Origin of the sequence: Thalassospira alkalitolerans (assembly GCF_002115745.1) — a bacterium.
Taxonomy (GTDB): Bacteria; Pseudomonadota; Alphaproteobacteria; order Rhodospirillales; family Thalassospiraceae; genus Thalassospira; species Thalassospira alkalitolerans.
Genome location: NZ_JFKB01000001.1, coordinates 589,739 through 607,544 on the forward strand (window position 1 = coordinate 589,739; position 17,806 = coordinate 607,544).

The window sequence follows — 17,806 nt, forward strand, 5'->3', positions numbered from 1 at the left end:
ACCACCATAAAATGGTTCGCCGCCCTGATTGCCGGGACTCGACCGACCCCCGGCACCGATCAGAACCCGGCGCGCCAGAACAAGGAAATGCCCCATAATGGACAGGCTGTTCTATGAAGCAACCGATCTGGATCGCGATGCCCAATTGCGATCTCGGGAAAACTGGCGTGAAATCCTGTTGGCCGAGGACACCGTTCGCATTCTGATCTGTCATAATGGTGATCCGCTTTTTGCCTGGCCCGAAGATATGAACGAACACGAGCTTGTCGTGGTGGGCGGTCCTGCCTTGCCATATCTGGACCTTGAAATCGAACAGGCAAGCTGGATTTATATTGGCCGTCACGGTGGGGAAGCCGTCATTGCGATTGATATTGCGCCTGTGATTATTGATCGTGATGATGCCATTCGTCGTTTGGGTGGCGGGTTTGGCGATATGCGCAGTCGTATGGCCGCCCTTTCCGAAGACGAAGCCGCCCTTGCGGCACAGGCGCGCGCCATTTTTAACTGGCATCAGAAGCATCAATATTGCGGTGTCTGTGGCCATCCCAATCACGTAATGGAAGCCGGATATCGATTGCAATGTGGCAATGATGCCTGTGCGACACCGCATTTCCCGCGCACGGACCCGGCGGTGATTATGCTGATCCATCAAAATGATCAGGTTCTTTTGGCGCGCTCGCCGCAATTTTTGCCCGGTATGGTTTCGGTTCTGGCCGGGTTTGTCGAGCCGGGCGAGACGCTGGAACAAGCTGTTGCACGTGAGGTGTATGAGGAAGTCGGTATTCGGATCAAACGTGCGCGTTATGTCGCATCGCAGCCATGGCCGTTCCCGGGATCGTTGATGTTGGGCTTCATCGCAGAAGCCGAAACAACCGATATTGTGATCGACGAAAAGGAAATCGAGTTTGCGATGTGGGTCCATCGTGACGAGGTTGCCGGGCTTCCTGACAAGGGAATTAATTTGCCGCGTCCGATATCTATTGCACGTTACCTTCTGGAAAATTGGTGCGCAGGACGCATATAGAAAGAAATTCCTCGATTGTGCGGCTCTGTGCGCGACACAGGTGAGACATCGATGGAAAACACAGGCAGTAACAAGGTTAAGTCTTCGAATGAAGCAGATGTTTCGATGGTTTTGCACCCTTGCAGGGATTGCGGGTTGTGCACTGGCAATGGTTGGTGCAGCCCATGCCACGACGCCGATCACGGTTAAGGTCGGTGCCTATGAATACGGGGTGGTTTATTTTTTTGAAGATAAGAACCCCACCGGTTTTGCCTTTGAAATGGTATCGGCACTGAATGCTATTCAGTCGACCTATTATTTCGAATTGGTCGAAACATCGTCACGACGGCGATACAGCGATCTGGCATCGGGTATGTTTGACATGCTTTTGCTTGAAAGCCCGGATTGGGGATGGCGCGACCAGAACGTCGTTTATTCCAATCAGATCGTTACCGAACATGACCTTTATGTTGCCCGGCGCAAAGACATCCCGGGGGCGGGATGGTTTAACGATGTGACAAAACATACCATCCTGGGTGTTCTTGGATTTCACTATGGGTTTGCGAATTTCAAGGCTGACCCGGATTACCTGAACGCCCATTTCAATATGTCCCTGCTTTATAATGAACAACAGGTTCTGGACAAACTTTTGGCAGGCGATGGTGATGTTGCGGTTTTGTCGGCCGGTTTTCTGGCGGCTGCCTTTCAAAGACGCCCGGAACTTAGCAATCAGATCTTTATGGGGCCCAAACAGGTTTCCAGCAGTCATTTATTGTCGGTGATGTCGTATGATTCCGCCATTTCGGTTGCGGATTACAACGCCCTGATTAACATTCTTCACATCCAAGGCAATCTGGCCGAAATCTGGCGTAAATTGCATGGTGATCTTTTGGGCTGAGGCCGTTTTTTGGGCGGTTTTTTGTGAAATTAGTCCAATGCGGGGATGCGGGCGATTACATTGCGCCGCAGGCTTTCGGGGCGTTCACGCCATGCGACAATGCCATCTGTGGTATTGGCATAGCGTGCGGCAAGGTCGCACAAATCGGTGATTATGGTTTCCGGATCAAGATTGCCATAAACATATCCCCATCTGCCCGATCCGCTTAGCGCAACAGAACAACCTGATTTGCAATTGGTCAGACATTGGGCCGGTTTGATGTCAAATGGCAGGTCCTGATCGGCACAGGTTTCAACCATTTTATCAAACAGTACCTTGCCATGACGGGGATCGGTCGCCGCGTCGGCCGAGGACGCGGTACAGGTCGTGCAGATATGCAGGCGGGGTTTGGTTGTCATGGCATCCGGTTTGTTATTTGGCGTAAAACGGGCGCGCATCCAAACAGTTTACGGTCTGTTTGGTCAAGCATCATCGATGATATTTGTGCTGACATAGTTTTGAATGTGGGCGGCCAATTGCCGATCAACAAGCGGATGGGACGCATCAGAAAGCATAAGGGCAACCCCGACAGCAGGCAGCGGTGCAAAACCGTCACCATGATCCAGAATTAAAAATTCGTCTGTGACGCTGGCTTTGGCGAGGGCAGCCACACCCAGTCCATCCCGCACGAGATGTAAAAGGGATGCGGCTTGTCGTGAGGTTGCAAACAATGTGAACGGGCGGTCTGCCTTTGAAATAGAATCAATTGCCCAAGCATAAAATTTGCAGTCGCTTGCAGGCAATACAAGCGATATCGGGTTGGATAAATGTTGTTTGTGGATCGGGGAAGAAACCCAGACGCCGGGCTCACGCCGCAGAAAATATCCTTCTTCGCCTTTTTCCGAACGGCTGATAACCGCCAGATCAAGTTCCCCCTGATCCAGCATCCGCTGCAACAGGATCGTTGGGTTGACCGATATAAAGAACTCTATATCGGGGTGGCGTTCTTTTATGGCGCGCAAAACGATGGGTAAAATGTTTTGCATGTAGTCGTCAGGGCAACCGATCCTTATCGGGCGGGCAATGTCTTTACTGCGCAATATGCCGATGGCTTCGTCCTGAAGCGAAAGAATACGGCGGGCATATCCGACAAAGGTAATGCCATCTGACGTCAGCAGAACATTACGACCTTCGCGTTCAAACAGCTTGTTCCCGACAAGGTCTTCAAGGCGCTTCATCTGCATCGAAAAGGCCGATGGTGTGCGGCCGATGCGATCCGCAGCACGGTTAAAGCTGCCGCATTCGGCAAAGGCGACAAAGCTGCGCAGCAAATCGGAATCCATTGAGGTTCCTTTGGTCAGAAAAAATGATCAACAAAATTGAACAGTCAGGTCAAAACTATTCGATTGTTTGATTTTGGGCCAGCCCCAATTATCGCGACCGGCCGGCCATTGCGAAACTGCAAGTGCCAAAGGAAGACAAAATGATCCTTCACGATTTTTTACCATCCGGGAACGGGTACAAGATCCGTTTGCTGCTAACCCTTCTCGGCAAACCGTTTGATCTGGTGGAATATGACATCACCAAGGGCGAAACCCGCACACCGGAATTTATATCGCGGATTAACGCCAACGGAAAAATCCCGGCGCTGGAACTTGGCGATGGGCACATTCTGACCGAAAGCAATGCGATCCTGATCCATCTTGCGGAGGGAACGCCTTATTTGCCCGCCGATGTATGGCAACGTACCGAAGTCATGCAATGGTTGTTTTTTGAACAATATGACCACGAGCCAACGATTGCTGTTTTGCGTGCGTGGGTCGCGATTAAGGGCATGCCGGAACATGCTGATATTTTAGTGCCGATGAAGCAGGCGGGGGCGAAAAAGGCCCTCGAATTCATGGAAAAACGTTTGTCAGACCATGACTGGCTGGTGGCTGATGGGCTTTCCATCGCCGATATCTCGCTATACGCCTATACCCATGTTGCCGAGGAAGGTCACATTGATCTGTCGGTATATCCGGGCATCATGGCGTGGATGGATCGTATTTCGGCTTTGCCGGGCTATATTCCGATTACGATGAAGCCCTGAAACAGCCTTCCTTGAAAAAACAGCCGCCCCTGCATCAGAAATTACATTGGGGCGGCTGCAAGGCCCATTGGATGATCCAGATAGCGCAATGGGGATAGACATTTGGCCTGTGATCTATGCGGATCAAATAACTTGATAGATACAGTTGCGAGTGCCCCCAAAGTCGGAAGAACCCCGGTTTAACTTGGGTATGGATGGAACCTGAATATCAGCGTTTCATCGCAAGCGGTGCGATCTGGCCTTTACGCTGGGCAATCATTTTTTGTTCGGCAATCGCACCGGCTTCGTCGGTCAGGAAGGTGAAAATCCCGAAGCGACGCCCTTTGGTCACCGGCATTGCTTCATGCAGCAGCGAGCAGGAAAAGATCACAGCCCCCCCCGCGGGCGGGGCATAAAGGCCACGACCATATTCCGGGAACCGAACCTGCCCGCCTTCGTAAGTAATCGGGTTCAGGTTTAGCGATACGGCAAAACGACGATGTGCGGTAAACGCTGTGCGGTTATCCCGGTGACGGCCGAAATGCCCTTGATCGGCGGCGTCATAGCACCCGATCCGCAAGACCTCCATGCTGGCTGTTCTGAATTGGAACGCCTTGAACAATTCCGGCAAAATGCGGGTAACGATCCGGGTTTTGACTTTTTCAAACAGCACTTCGTCCAAAAGGACGACATCGTTGCGTTTTTTGATGTCGGATTTTGCTGTGCTGCTGTTTTCCGCCCCCTGAGAGACACCGTCGGCGCGTTTTTCACCCGCCTGCCAATAGGCAAGCAGAGCCTCGCACAATTCAGGTTCGAGAATATCATGTAGCAACATGACCGGGGCTTGGCGACTGGCCAGGTCAGGTTTGCTTCCGGCGTGGATTGCCTTGCAGACATCAATGGCGTTATTCATATCCGCCAGCGGTGCATTGAACATCAGCCGATGGTTGGGATCGATCAGCAGTATTGAGGGCTCGTTCACACCAAACAGCTTTCTGACAGCATTTTCCAGGTCATAAAGCTCGGTTGCCTTGGCGTTTGATTTGGGGCTTTTCTTTGGGCTTTTCTTTCCGTCAATGATCAGAAAGGTCAGAGCCTCGTAATCCGATACCTGATCGAGAAACCGGTCGATCATCTGCCAGGTTTCTTTGGTTGGTTTGTCATCAAGCAAAAAGAGCGCAAGCGTATTTCCGGCAATGAGCTGATCGGTCAGATCGACCGTCTTTGCGGCAACGTCGGGCAGGGAAATTTTCGGGACGATATCACCTTTGGCAACTCGGCTTGTGCTGATTGCTGTTTTTGGTGTGGCCGACATTTTTTGTTGTCCCGATCCGTTGTCATGCAATTTGCGTTTATCAGATTTTCGCAAAATATCCTGAAAGGACTTCTGCGTAAATCACAGTCAGGTTTTTAATATCATCGACCATGGCATGTTCATCGACCTTATGCATGCTTTGCCCGACCAGACCAAATTCAGCGACTTCGCAATATTTGTGGATAAAGCGTGCGTCCGATGTGCCGCCTGTGGTGCTCATATCCGGGCGGTGACCGGTGACTTTTTCCGCGGCATCGCCGATTAAGGTTGCCAATTTTCCCGGTTCAGACAGGAAAGCTTCGCCGGAAATCTTGACTTTAAGGTCATGCGCCCCGGCATGTGCGGCACAGGTTTCGCGGATCCATTTTTCAAGATCAACACCCTGGTGCAGATCATTAAAGCGGATGTTGAACGCCGCACTGATTTTGGCCGCAACCACGTTTGTTGCCGGGTTTCCGGCATCAATTGTCGTGACTTCCAAATTGCTGGGCTGGAAATGTGGCGTGCCGGTATCAAGTTCGTGGCTGGTTAAGGCATCAAGGACCTTGATCATGCGCGGGACCGGATTATCGGCCAGATGCGGATAGGCAACATGGCCTTGTGCGCCATAGATGGTGAGCCAGCCGGTGATAGAGCCGCGCCGACCAACTTTCATCATTTCGCCGAGATATTTCGGGTTGGTTGGTTCGCCGACAAGGCAGACGTCAAATTTTTCGCCATGCTTGTCACACCAATCCAGCAGTTTGATCGTGCCGTTGACCGCATCGGCTTCTTCGTCACCGGTGATCAGGAAACTGATGCTTTCGTCAAAATCGGGATGGCGGGCCAGGAACTGATCGATGGCTTCGACAAAGCAGGCAATGCCGGTTTTCATATCGACCGCACCGCGACCAAACAAACGGCCATCCTTGATTTCGCCGCCAAACGGATCGACGGTCCAAGCTGCGGTATCCCCCGCCGGGACAACATCAGTATGCCCGGCAAAACAGAAATTACGGCCCTTTGTTCCCAATCGGGCATAAAGGTTATCGATGCTGTCCCAGTTATCCTCGTGGAAAACCTTGCGTTTGCAGTCAAAGCCACGGGCTTCAAGGGCGGTCTGCAAGACATCAAGGGCACCGGCATCCGCGGGGGTGACAGATGGGCAGCGGATCAGGGACTGGGCAAGATCAAGGGCGGCGGACATTTAATGTTCTCTGTGTTGAGCGCACGATAGGGCGGGGTAAAGCTGTTTGTAAAAAGGGGCAAAACGGACTGGCCGTCTTGCCCCTTATAGATCATTGGCAAATCGGGTGACAGAAATCAGTCCCGCAGCAATTCGTTGATCGAGGTTTTCGAACGGGTTTTTTCATCAACACGTTTGATGATCACCGCGCAATACAGGCTTGGGCCTGGCTTGCCATCGGGTAATGGTTTGCCCGGAATGCTGCCCGGAACCACAACCGAATAGGCCGGAACACGACCGATAAAGGTTTCGCCGGTGGTGCGGTCGATGATTTTGGTCGATGCGCCGATGAAAACGCCCATCGAAATCACGGCACCTTCTTCGACGATGACGCCTTCGACGATTTCCGAACGCGCACCGATAAAGGCATTGTCTTCGATGATAACCGGACCGGCCTGCAACGGTTCAAGAACACCACCGATACCCGCACCACCCGAAAGGTGAACGTTTTTACCGATCTGTGCACAGGAGCCAACCGTTGCCCAGGTATCGACCATCACGCCGGTATCGACATAGGCGCCAAGGTTGACAAAGCTTGGCATCAGAACGGTGCCCGGTGCGATATAGGCCGAACGGCGCACGATGCTGCCCGGAACGGCGCGGAAACCGGCCGCTTTAAATTCGGCCTCGCCCCAACCTTCGAATTTCGACGGAACTTTGTCCCACCAATTGGTGTTCTCGCCCGGACCGCCGGAAATGGTGGTCATGTCATTAAGGCGGAAGGACAGAAGAACCGCCTTCTTGGCCCACTGATTGACAACCCATTTGCTTTCATTGCTGTTCTGCGATTTCTCGGCAACGCGCAACGTGCCGCTATCAAGTGCGGCAAGTGTCTGGTGGACCGCCTTGCGGATTTCACCCTGGGTGGCCGAGCTGATTTCGTCGCGGTTTTCCCAAGCGACGTTGATCACGCCTTCAAGTTCTGTTCTGTCCATTTTCAGAGGTCCTTGCGGTCAGCCTTAATTTCATGTCGGGCGGAGAATGGTCAAAGCCTGCGCTTAAGTCAACTCCGCCAGTTTACGTAGTTTTCCGGTTCCTGACCTGCGCAACACCTATCTGATCAGGGCGGAAACCTCAATCTTGGAACGATGACAAATTTGCGCAAGTTGTGTGTTTTTATACCGTGGTGTTGCCCAATGTGCGCAGGAAAGCCGTCATATCATCGGTTTCATGGTCAATCCGCGGGTCACCGCGTCCAACCTGTGCCCATTCCTCGTCGGTATGGACCCAAACTGTGGTCATGCCCATTTCCTTGGCCGGCAGCAGGTTTTTTGCCATGTCTTCAAAATATATGGCGCGTGTTGGATCAATTGCATCCCGTGCCAGAAGAAGGTCATAGGGATGTTGCTGTGGCTTGGGAACATAATTGGCATCGACAATATCGAAAATGGTTTCGAAATGGCTGGCGATGCCAAGTCGTTCCATCACCCGTTCGGCATGGCCACGTGATGCATTGGTAAAAATCACCTTGCGGCATGGCAGCGCATCAAGGGCAGCGGCAAGATCGGGGGCGGGATCGACAACCGACAGATCAATATCATGAACCTTGTTCAGATAGTCGGCCGGATCAATGTCATGTTCAGTCATCAGACCGCGAAGGGTCGTCCCATAACGATGAAAATAGCTTTTCTGAATCACATAGGCTTCATCGGCTGGCAGGCGCAACGCATCGCGAACATATTGCCCGATCAGGTTTGATACCTGTGAAAACAGGTCGCATGCCGCAGGATACAGCGTGTTGTCGAGATCAAAGATCAGAACATTGTCGGTTTCGACCTGCGGGATGGTTGATGGAGCAGAAGCGGGCGAAGACATTTCAGATGAATCCGGTTGTTTGCCGTTGCGGTGGCGCAATTGGCAGGTGACAAAAGCAAGCGTGTTTCAGGCATTTGTTTTATGGGATTTCGATGCCTTTGCAAAGGCATCGTCGGTGACATCGACGTTAAAGATGCAGATATCACATTTTGATGGCTGTTATCGGGCCAAGGTTTTGGGGGGGCGCAATTTTACCGTGACAGCACGGTCAAAGGCATTTTTGATTTTGGATTGAATTTGATGGCATCATGCGGTGCCTTGAGTTTCGAATAGGAAAATATCCGGAAATTTATCTACATGGGTAGAAATTTGTCAGTTATGTAAAGGGCTTATTAAGAGTGGACATGCAGAAGATAGGCTAATCCACCATGGTGAAAGTGTAGTAATCCTGAGTTGGGGCAGGAAGCTGCACCGGTTTTGAGTTAGTGCGAGAGAGCCCATTGGACAAACTTCTGAAAAGTCGAGCTTCGGCGCTTAGGAATGAACGCAACCGTTTTGCAGCCCTTGCGTTTGTATGGGGGGACCTTCTGCTTGAGCTTGATGACGATCTTCGGATTGTTTTCGCATCGGGGGCCGCCGACGGTATGCTGGGTCGGGCGGCCGTTGATCTTGAAGGTCATACATTGCAGTCGGTTTTGGCACCGCAGTTCAGGCCGCTGGTGCAGGAAATGCTGTTTGCGGCGCGCCGTCGTGGCCGTATGGACAATATTCAGGTGCGTTTTATCCGCCCGGATGAACAACTCAGCGCACCAGTGTCGATGAGCGGCTATTTTTTGCCTGATCTTGGGGATCATTTCTTTGTCGCACTTCGTATCGCGGTCAATACCCTGCCACACGACATTGCGCGTTCGATAAAACGTGATGCTGCTACGGGCCTTCTGGACGAACAAAGTCTGTCGCGGGTTGTGACCGAACGCCTGATGGCGCAGCGTGAAACCGGGGCGGAACATAAATTTTCCCTGATGACACTTAATGCGTTCGATCCGCTTTGCAAACGGATGGAGCAGATCGAGCGTGATGAAATGCTTGCCAGCATTGGCGCCTTTTTACGCGCCCATTCGGTTGCCGGTGATACCGCCGGGCGAATGAACGGCAACCAGTTTGGAATGCTGCATCGTGCCGATATTCCGGTTGGCGAACTTGAAAGCCGGATTGCTGATTGTGCACGCAATGCCGATCCTGCGGGCACAGGCGTCGAAATATCGACATCGGTCACGGATTTTACGGCTGAAATGATCCCGCCGGGTGATCTGGCACGCGGTGTATTATATTCTATTCGTCGGTTTTGTGATCGGCAGGAACATGGGTTCACTTTTTCCTGTTTGACCGGGCAGGCCCCAAATCTGGTGAATGATACATTTTCTGCGATGCGCGATTTTGGCATGCGGATTGATCGTTTGAAATTTGATGCGGTCTATCAACCGATTGTGCGATTGCCTTCCGCGGAAATCCATCATTTCGAGGTGCTTGCCCGGTTTTATGACGATGACGATAAACTGATTCCGACGGAGCGCCTGATTACCTTTGCCGAACAGGTGAACATGATCCATCGACTGGATCTTGCCATGATGCGCCGTACCCTGAAATGGATCCGTAATCAGCTTGATGACGGTATTGATGTGCGTGTTGCTGTGAACGTATCAGGTGACAGCATCGAACATCCTGATTTCTGTCGTTCAGTGATTGCTTTGTTTGAACGCAATCGCGATACGATGGGGCATCTGATGATTGAAATCACCGAAACGGCCAGGATCAGCGATCTGGACAATGCGGCAGTCTGGATTAGCAGATTCCGGGATTTTGGCGTTGAAATCTGTCTGGATGATTTCGGGACCGGGGCGTCCAATTTCCGTTATATCAGTGCGCTTGAAGTTGATTATGTCAAATTGGACGGGGAAGCTATTCGTCAGTCCCTGAAATCTTCCAAGGGACGGGTGTTTATGACGTCGTTGGTCGATCTGTGTCACGAACTGGATATTGAAGTCGTGGCTGAAATGATCGAAACCGATGCGATGCGCGACATGGTCATCAAGGCTGGCTTTGATTACGCGCAAGGCTATTTGTTTGGCAAACCCGAAAAGGATATCACCCGTTATTGGCGCAACGTCCAGGACGGAAAAAATCCCTAGGGTCAAGATCGATTAATCCATCATCACGTTGTGTAAAGCCGCCCTTGGGTGGCTTTTTTTATTGTGAATGGCAAAAAAACATTGGCCAAATTTGGCGGTAAACAGCCCTTTTTGCCGTGGTCGCGATATTTCACCCAGAAAAATGATCAAAGCACCGCCAGTTTTGGCGCCTCGCCGCGTGGATATGAGTACCGACCTAGTTTTTGGTCGGTTGGCAGGTATGTCACGTCGATTATTCCATATAGGAGATCTAGAAAATGGCGAGCATTAACACAAATATGTCGGCAACCCTGGCGGTGTCGAACCTGAACAAGACCACAGAAGAGATGACTTCCGTCCTGACAGCAATGTCGAGCGGAAAATCCATCAACTCTGCTTCTGATGATGCTGCCGGTCTTGCAGTTTACACCGCAATGTCGGTCGACTATGCGGCCTGGGAACAGGCTGGTGATAACGCCGAAGTTGCAACTGCTATTCTTGAAACCGCCGATGGTGGTCTTTCGGAAATCGCAGATATTCTTGAACGTATGTATGAGCTGGCCTCGCAGGCATCTTCGGGGTCGGTGACTGATACGGAGCGTGGATATCTTGATACTGAATATCAGGAATTGGTCGCACAGGTCGATTCCATCGTTGCCTCGACCACTTATTTTGATACGGCGCTGGTGGACGGCACCTATAACGAGAACTTTACCGTTTCAGCGGATTCAAGCGTTGCGGCAATTGCTGTCGATTTGTCGACACAGGCCTTTGACGCAGCATCTCTTGGTCTTGCTGGTGATTTGACGTCATCGACCAATGCCGGGACCGAACTGACGGCGATTGAAGCGGCGGTTACGACCGTTTCGTCAGGTCGTGCGACGGTTGGTGCCCTGATGTCACGTTTTGACTATGCCGGTGGCAACATTGAAACGGCTCAGACCAACCTTGAAGCCGCAATGAGCGTCTATATGGATGCCGATATTGCGCAATTAAGCGCGGACCAGACCGAACTTGGCGTGAAGATGGATTCTGCCATCCAGGCCCTGTCGGTTTCCAATGAAAATCTTGAGAAGCTCACGCGATTGCTGAGCTAACTCGACACAGGGTCATCCGGTCTTAGAGCCGCCGGGTGACCCTGTACCATTTTGTGTCGCTGGGAAAGGAGGGCAGGATGTCGACAGTTAATTCGTCTACTACATCGAGTTACGTATCCTCGTCCTATGTGTCAGGTTTGACAGACCTTGATACCGCAGAATTGGTTGAAGACGCCTATAATACCAAGATGGAGGTCGCCGACACAATCGAGGCAGAGGTCGACGATATCGAACTTCAGATAGCGGCCTTCGAGGACTTGCAAGATCTTCTTGAAGCCCTTCAGGATGCGGCCGAGGCGCTGACGGCGTCAGCCGAACTCGATAGCCTGCGTGATGATGTCTGGGTTGGGAAATCGGCTTATTTGTCATCATCAGATGCGAATACCACGGCGTCTGATGTTCTGGGTGTTCTGGTCGATGACGAGGCCGCAGCAGGAAGTTATACGATTGAAATCACCCAACTTGCCACGGCGCATAAGCTAGGCGGTGATACCTATGACGATTCTGCATCTGCACTTGGCCTTGCGGGAACGATTAATCTGGTTGCAGGTGATGATTACACGGCAACAGATATCGAAATTACCGATGACATGTCGCTTGACGAGATTGCAGATGCGATCAACGAGCAAAGTAGTGCAACCGGTGTCCGGGCCAGTGTTCTTCAGATTTCTGATGATGAATATATGCTGGTGCTTTCGGCGATTGATACCGGGCAGGAAATTACATTTGATACCGATGGTGCCGATACGACACTGGCGGCTTCGCTTGGCCTGACCAATGCCGATGGTAGCTATGCCAATGAATTGGTTACTGCCGATCAGGCGATTTTTTCCGTTGATGGTGTCGAGGTTACACGCAGCAGCAATAGCGTCGATGATGTGATCGATGGTGTGACGCTTTATCTGTATGCCGAGGAAGAAGGCACGGAAATCACGCTTGAAATCGAAGAGGACGCCAGTTCGGTCTATGACGCGATTGAGGCCTTTGTGACCGCGTATAATGATCTGCGAAGCTTCGTTATTACCAATCAAACCTATGAAGCAGGTGAAGGAGCGGGCGAAGACGCTGTTCTGTTTGGCGACTCACTGCTTAGTTCTTCGGTTACATCGGTCTATGGCGCGCTGTCGTTTTCCGAAGACAGTTCAACATATGCAACGTTGTCTTCGATTGGCATTACCTTTGATGAAAGCAATTATCTGGTCATTGACAGCGAGACGCTTGAAGAAGCGTTGGTCTCTGACTTTGACGAGATTGCCGATCTGTTTTCACTTTCGACCGATACCAATTCGGATGAATTGTTGGTGTCCGGAGCGGACGGTTCCTATACCGGTACCTTCACCATTGATATCACGACCGATGCCGATGGCAATATCACCTCGGCCAGTGTTGGCGGGGATGCCAGCCTGTTCACCGTCAGTGGTAATCAGATCATCGGGGTCGACGGATCGGAATATGAAGGCGTCAAACTTTATTTTGGTGGTGACAGTTCCGACAGTATCGATGTCACGATTTCAAGTGGCCTTGCCTATGAAATGATGAATGTGCTCGACACATATACCGACAGTTCAGACGGGTTGATTTCGGCCCGGATCGAACGTTTGGAAGAACAAACCTCAAATCTTGAGGATGAGATTGATGACGTCACAGCCGACGCCACCGCCTATGCCGAAAAGCTGACCGAACGTTATTCGGCGCTAGAAGCCAAGATGTATCAGCTTCAGCTGCTGCGCGAACAACTTGAAGCCTTGTGGGGTAACGATGAGTAATAATTCACAGGCGGCGGCTCAGCAGGCCTATCGCTTTGCCGGTGCGAGTTCCCAATACAACAATGCATTGCGCACGACCTCGCCGATTGCAATGATGGTGATTGCCATTACCCGCACGCGTCAGCATCTGAGAGCGGCCAAACAACACCGTGAAGAAAAGCATTTTGATCTGGAACATCAGGAAAAGGCAATTGCTATCAATCGATTGCGTGCCCTGCAAGCAATCGTGGCGCCGAAATCGGCCCCGGAATTGTCGCGTGATCTTTATGCGTTTTATGCCCGCATGATCAAACTTCTGGCTCGAAACGGGCGTGAAACCCCACTTGAGGAGCGTTACGTATTCGTCGACCGGAACCTTGAAGCACTGGCAAAACAGTGGGAATCGTTTAAATCGGTCAATCCACGGTCCGCTGGATCAAAACAGGTCCCCGGCACGCGTCACATCGTAGAGCAGGTGTTGTGAGGGGCAGTTGAGTGTAGGCATCCGTCGCGAAATGACGTTGGGATCACAGGCATCCGAAGTGGCCAGGCAAGCTGCCGCCCTGGCGGATTTGACTGATCCGGATCTTGTTGCCTTGATGGTTCATGGCGACAAGCGCGCATATCGCGTGCTTGTTGAACGCTATTACCGTGGGATCATCGGGATTGCGCGCCGGATGGGTTTGAACGGTGGTGACGTTGAAGATGCAGCGCAGGATGTCTTTGTCCGGGTTTGGTTGCATCGGGAAAAATGGCGCCCCGAAGGGGCAAGTTTTAAAACCTGGTTATATCGTGTTGCGGTCAACCGGATCATTGATTTAAAACGAAAACCGCAATTTGTTGATGGCGGTGATCTTGAAAGCATCCCTGATGGCGCAATGTCGCCGGTTGAAAAATTGGCACAGCATCAGGAATTCAAACGCTTGCGAACGGCAATAAAGCTATTATCCGAGCAACAACAAATTGCCATCAATCTATTTTATGATCGTGAGTTATCGAACCAAGAAGCGGCCGCGATCATGGGTGTTTCCGTTAATGCAATGGAATCGCTTTTAAAAAGGGCACGAAAGCGACTGCGTGAAGAGTTGAAAGCGATGGAATAGATCGTTAACTTCAGTTGCGTTCGAACAGGTAGGTTCGTCCTAGAAAAAAGCGGTGTGCTGTGAAGATCGAGAAATTTGAAGAACTGTTGGATCAATACGGGTGGGATGTTTCGTCTTGGCCGGAACTGTATCGTTACGAGGCTAACAGTTTTATTGCGCTTAATGACGAGGCGGCCGAATTGCTTCGGTCCCTTAAATCCGTTGAAGACTTTCTGGCCGATGATCCTTTGCCGATGGGCAAGCATCAGGCCATTGATGATATTTTTGCTGCGATTGATGTCAACGAGGGGCGTGCCGACCGCGCGGCTACGGGCAATGCAGATATCGTAGATATCAAAAGCGACATTTTCGCCTTCAGCGATGATCGCCCGAAACATCACAGGGTAACGGTTGCGGCGAAACAGTCCGATGATGTTATTGCACCCCGGCAAACCTATCCATCCGATCAGGCAGCAACACCTGCGCAAAATGCCGCAGTTCCAACTGATTCGGCACATAGTGTATCGAGCCTGACGGTAAAGTCATCACGTGCATTGCTGCGTTATTCCGCGACTTTTGCGTCGGCCTTTGGCATGGTGATTTGTGTTATGTTCGGTTTTGTCGTTGGGGTAATATTTACCTCGGAACAGGAAATTCAGTCCGATGTTCAGGCAACGGAACTGCCGATGGTCAGGGCACTTGAAAATCATTTTTTTGACGAAGCATCGCAGGGTATGGGTCTTGGTAATAATGTCGACAAATCGTTGGCAGGGCAAAAATGATGGCATTTGATGATCGCCGAAAATCAAATTCCGGTGGCAGGATCATGTGGGTTTCGCTTGCGCTGAACCTGTTCTTGATCGGTGCAATTGCCGGCAGCATTGCTGCGGGCAGTACGATCCTGCATCGCTTCTTTGAGGGGCCTTTGCCGCCCTTTGATGGGGGGCAGGACCGCCCGCCACCGCTTCGCATGCTTGAAGAAATACGGGATCGACTAAGCCCTGGCGGGAAGGAAGTCTTTGATGCAGAGTTTGGCCCCGTGGTCACGGAGTTGATGAAACGGCGTCAGGATGTTGAAGCATTCACGGAATTGCGCGAAGTTTTGTTACGCGATAATGCGACGGATGAAGATATCCGCGTTGCTTTTGATCAGTTGAAAGACGGTATCGGTCGTGACTTTACCAATATCCTTAATCATATGGCCAATGTTGCGGTTAAGTTATCATTGGCTGACCGTGCCGAGCTGGCGCTGCATCGCCCCGGACCACCGCCGCCACCAGATCAATAGGTCGCGATGGGCCGGTAATTTCAGCACGTAATTTTAAAGGAGCGCACCCGCGCTCCTTTTTTTATTTTCAAAAAAAGTAACTTTGTGGCGCCAGTTTTTCCGTCCGCCTGCGTGAAACGAACATAGACAAATTTAACAGTTCGATTTCCGGAGGCAGTGATGAGTTACCTCAGCGGCCTGACATACGATAGCCTGGCGAGTTCTGCGACCACATCGTCGAGCACGACAAGTTCGTCAAGCACGAGCGAAAGCTCGACCTATGAAACCTATATGACGCTGATGCTGACGACACTCCAGAATCAGGATCCAACCGATCCCGAGGATGTCTCGGAAATCACCACCCAGCTTGCAACCTTTGAACAGCTTGAACTGGCGGAACAGAACAATTCGCTATTGTCTGATTTGTCGGAATCGCTTTTGACCTTGCAGGGGGTTGTCGATAACAGCGCCGCCCAGTCCTATTTGGGAACAGATATCGTTGCCGTTGGCGATACTGCCCCGCTCGAAGATGGCGAGGCCGAATGGTATTTCGTCCTTGATGATGCGGCCGATAGTGTGAGCATCGAAATTACCGACGAAGACGGCAACGTGGTCTATCAGACGACCACGACCGGATCGGAAGGTGCGAATAATTTCATCTGGGATGGCACGACCGATGACGGCAGTACGCTGAGCTCGGGCACCTATACCCTTTCGGTCGAAGCGACCGATTCCGACGGTAGTTCCATAGATTCCGAAATTCTGATGACCGGTGTGGTGTCGGCAATCGACCTGACCGGTGATGAGGCCGTGCTGTATGTCAACGGGGTCGATATCTCGATCTCGGACGTTCAGGGCACGCAAACAGTTTCCTGAAGTGAAGGATCAAGGTCATGAGTTTAAGCAGTGCACTGAATTCCGCCGTTTTGGGGCTGAATGCGCAATCGACGTCGCTTGGTGTGATTTCGGGCAATATCAGCAATAGTGAAACCGTCGGTTACAAAGATAGTACCACGTCTTTCTCGTCGCTGGTGACGACACCCGGTTCGACGACAAGTGGTTATTCCAACGGGGTGCTTACATCGACCCAGACCAATATCAGTTCACAAGGTCTGATTCAGGCGGATGATACGGCAACCAGTCTGGCGATTTCGGGCGACGGCTTCTTTGTCGTGACCGATGCCAACGGCGATGTCTATTACACACGTGCCGGTGATTTTGATACCGATTCTGATGGTAATCTGGTCAACAGTTCCGGTTATTACCTGATGGGATATGCGCTTGATGAGAATGGTGATCCCGTCAACGGAACCGTTCCGACAAGTACATCCGCACTGTCTACCATCAATCTTGAAAACCTGACCGGGACGGCCGAAGCCACGACCGAAGTTTCGATGGTCGTTAATCTTCCGGCAGATGCGGCAGTGGGCGATACATTTTCCGTCGATGTCGAGATTTTCGACAGTCTCGGCACCAGTCACACGGTGACCTATGGTTATGAAAAGACTGCGGCAAACGAATGGGAACTGACCTATTCCGATCCGGTTCTGACCTCGGATGGTACCACGGTGACCGGCACGTCGGCCGGTGGCCCCCTGACCATCTCATTTGACGGCGATGGTAATCTGTCTGCGATTACTGATTCCGGTGGCACCGATGTAACCGACAGCGCAACCCTGACTGTGACCGGCTGGACCACGGGGGCGAATGACAGCTCGATCGTTTCCGACCTTGGCACTGCTGGTGATGATGATGGTCTGAAGCAACTTGCCTCGGACGAGGGAGATGGCGACATGACGATGTATTCGGTCGATCAGAACGGCTCGAACTATAGCGAGATCGCCGAGATTTCCATCGCGGATGACGGGGTGGTGTCGGTCACCTATGAAAATGGCGAAAGTGAACCGGTCTATCAGGTTGTGCTGGCTGATTTTGCCAATGCTGATGGTCTGACAGCCTATAGCGACACTGTTTACCGGGAAAGCAATACATCGGGTAACTATGTGCTGAAAACGCCGGGCGATGGTGGCACCGGTACGCTTGCCGATTATTCGTTGGAAAGCTCGACTGTCGATACCACCAGCCAGTTTTCCAAAATGATTGTCGCCCAACAGGCCTATTCAGCGGCGGCCCAGGTCGTCTCAACGACCAGTGACATGTATGACACGCTGATTTCGGCCGTGAATTAAGGGGATATGGGA

The 17,806-nt window shown here is 51.6% G+C and carries 18 protein-coding genes; 12 read left to right on the forward strand and 6 right to left on the reverse strand.

All coding sequences use genetic code 11. From position 1 onward, the window contains the following. Nucleotides 1-97 precede the first annotated feature (97 nt). Nucleotides 98-1,024: an NAD(+) diphosphatase gene (nudC, locus tag TALK_RS02720; protein ID WP_085615543.1), complete on the forward strand. Its 927-nt coding sequence runs from the start codon at nt 98-100 to the stop codon at nt 1,022-1,024. A gap of 88 nt (nt 1,025-1,112) precedes the next feature. Beyond that, on the forward strand, nt 1,113-1,901 hold the full coding sequence (locus TALK_RS02725; protein ID WP_085615545.1) for a transporter substrate-binding domain-containing protein: 789 nt from the start codon (nt 1,113-1,115) through the stop codon (nt 1,899-1,901). 29 nt (nt 1,902-1,930) lie between these two features. Here the strand turns inward: TALK_RS02725 and TALK_RS02730 are convergent, their stop codons facing one another. Both TALK_RS02730 and TALK_RS02735 read right to left on the reverse strand, forming a co-directional pair. Beyond that, nucleotides 1,931-2,299 (reverse strand): DUF1636 family protein, encoded by a 369-nt coding sequence (locus tag TALK_RS02730; RefSeq protein WP_245829637.1) that lies wholly within the window; start codon nt 2,297-2,299, stop codon nt 1,931-1,933. Between the two features lie 63 nt (nt 2,300-2,362). Continuing rightward, entirely contained in the window at nt 2,363-3,223 is an 861-nt protein-coding gene (locus TALK_RS02735; RefSeq protein ID WP_085615549.1) for a LysR family transcriptional regulator, read from the reverse strand. Between the two features lie 140 nt (nt 3,224-3,363). Here TALK_RS02735 and TALK_RS02740 point away from each other — a divergent pair, with 140 nt between their 5' ends. Further along, nucleotides 3,364-3,972: a glutathione S-transferase family protein gene (locus TALK_RS02740; RefSeq protein ID WP_085615551.1), complete on the forward strand. Its 609-nt coding sequence runs from the start codon at nt 3,364-3,366 to the stop codon at nt 3,970-3,972. 208 nt (nt 3,973-4,180) lie between these two features. On the opposite strand, the gene TALK_RS02745 is transcribed toward TALK_RS02740, so the two are convergent. The 4 genes from TALK_RS02745 to TALK_RS02760 all read right to left on the reverse strand — a co-directional run bounded on the left by TALK_RS02745 (nt 4,181) and on the right by TALK_RS02760 (nt 8,306). Then, nucleotides 4,181-5,266 carry a 2OG-Fe(II) oxygenase family protein gene (locus tag TALK_RS02745; protein ID WP_085615759.1) on the reverse strand — a complete coding sequence of 362 codons (1,086 nt, stop codon included), beginning with the start codon at nt 5,264-5,266 and terminating at the stop codon, nt 4,181-4,183. A 40-nt stretch (nt 5,267-5,306) separates the two neighbouring features. Next, on the reverse strand, nt 5,307-6,452 hold the full coding sequence (gene dapE, locus TALK_RS02750; RefSeq protein ID WP_085615553.1) for a succinyl-diaminopimelate desuccinylase: 1,146 nt from the start codon (nt 6,450-6,452) through the stop codon (nt 5,307-5,309). 116 nt (nt 6,453-6,568) lie between these two features. Beyond that, the gene (gene dapD, locus TALK_RS02755; protein ID WP_085615555.1) at nt 6,569-7,426 is read right to left on the reverse strand and encodes a 2,3,4,5-tetrahydropyridine-2,6-dicarboxylate N-succinyltransferase; all 858 of its coding nucleotides are present in this window, start codon (nt 7,424-7,426) and stop codon (nt 6,569-6,571) included. A gap of 181 nt (nt 7,427-7,607) precedes the next feature. After that, nucleotides 7,608-8,306 carry a pyrimidine 5'-nucleotidase gene (locus TALK_RS02760; protein ID WP_085615557.1) on the reverse strand — a complete coding sequence of 233 codons (699 nt, stop codon included), beginning with the start codon at nt 8,304-8,306 and terminating at the stop codon, nt 7,608-7,610. A 440-nt stretch (nt 8,307-8,746) separates the two neighbouring features. On the opposite strand from TALK_RS02760, the gene TALK_RS02770 reads away from it, so the two are divergent. From TALK_RS02770 to flgE, 9 genes are all read left to right on the forward strand, one after another. After that, on the forward strand, nt 8,747-10,435 hold the full coding sequence (locus TALK_RS02770) for an EAL domain-containing protein (protein ID WP_085615561.1): 1,689 nt from the start codon (nt 8,747-8,749) through the stop codon (nt 10,433-10,435). Nucleotides 10,436-10,692: 257 nt separating this feature from the next. After that, nucleotides 10,693-11,511 (forward strand): flagellin, encoded by an 819-nt coding sequence (locus TALK_RS02775; protein ID WP_085615562.1) that lies wholly within the window; start codon nt 10,693-10,695, stop codon nt 11,509-11,511. A 77-nt stretch (nt 11,512-11,588) separates the two neighbouring features. Next, a complete protein-coding gene (gene fliD, locus TALK_RS02780; RefSeq protein ID WP_085615564.1) occupies nt 11,589-13,277 on the forward strand; it encodes a flagellar filament capping protein FliD in 1,689 nt (562 codons plus the stop codon). Continuing rightward, on the forward strand, nt 13,270-13,740 hold the full coding sequence (locus tag TALK_RS02785) for a flagellar protein FliS (protein WP_085615566.1): 471 nt from the start codon (nt 13,270-13,272) through the stop codon (nt 13,738-13,740). The genes fliD and TALK_RS02785 overlap by 8 nt, the downstream gene beginning before the upstream one ends. Nucleotides 13,741-13,747: 7 nt before the next feature. Next, on the forward strand, nt 13,748-14,359 hold the full coding sequence (locus TALK_RS02790) for a sigma-70 family RNA polymerase sigma factor (RefSeq protein ID WP_139833695.1): 612 nt from the start codon (nt 13,748-13,750) through the stop codon (nt 14,357-14,359). 59 nt (nt 14,360-14,418) lie between these two features. After that, nucleotides 14,419-15,120, forward strand: coding sequence for a hypothetical protein (locus tag TALK_RS02795; RefSeq protein ID WP_085615569.1), 702 nt, complete (start codon nt 14,419-14,421; stop codon nt 15,118-15,120). Continuing rightward, on the forward strand, nt 15,117-15,626 hold the full coding sequence (locus TALK_RS02800) for a hypothetical protein (RefSeq protein ID WP_139833696.1): 510 nt from the start codon (nt 15,117-15,119) through the stop codon (nt 15,624-15,626). Before TALK_RS02795 ends, TALK_RS02800 begins: the two co-directional genes overlap by 4 nt. Nucleotides 15,627-15,785: 159 nt before the next feature. Further along, the gene (locus tag TALK_RS02805) at nt 15,786-16,481 is read left to right on the forward strand and encodes a flagellar hook assembly protein FlgD (protein ID WP_085615573.1); all 696 of its coding nucleotides are present in this window, start codon (nt 15,786-15,788) and stop codon (nt 16,479-16,481) included. A gap of 17 nt (nt 16,482-16,498) precedes the next feature. Continuing rightward, a complete protein-coding gene (gene flgE, locus TALK_RS02810; protein WP_085615575.1) occupies nt 16,499-17,794 on the forward strand; it encodes a flagellar hook protein FlgE in 1,296 nt (431 codons plus the stop codon). The last annotated feature ends 12 nt before the right edge of the window (nt 17,795-17,806 follow it).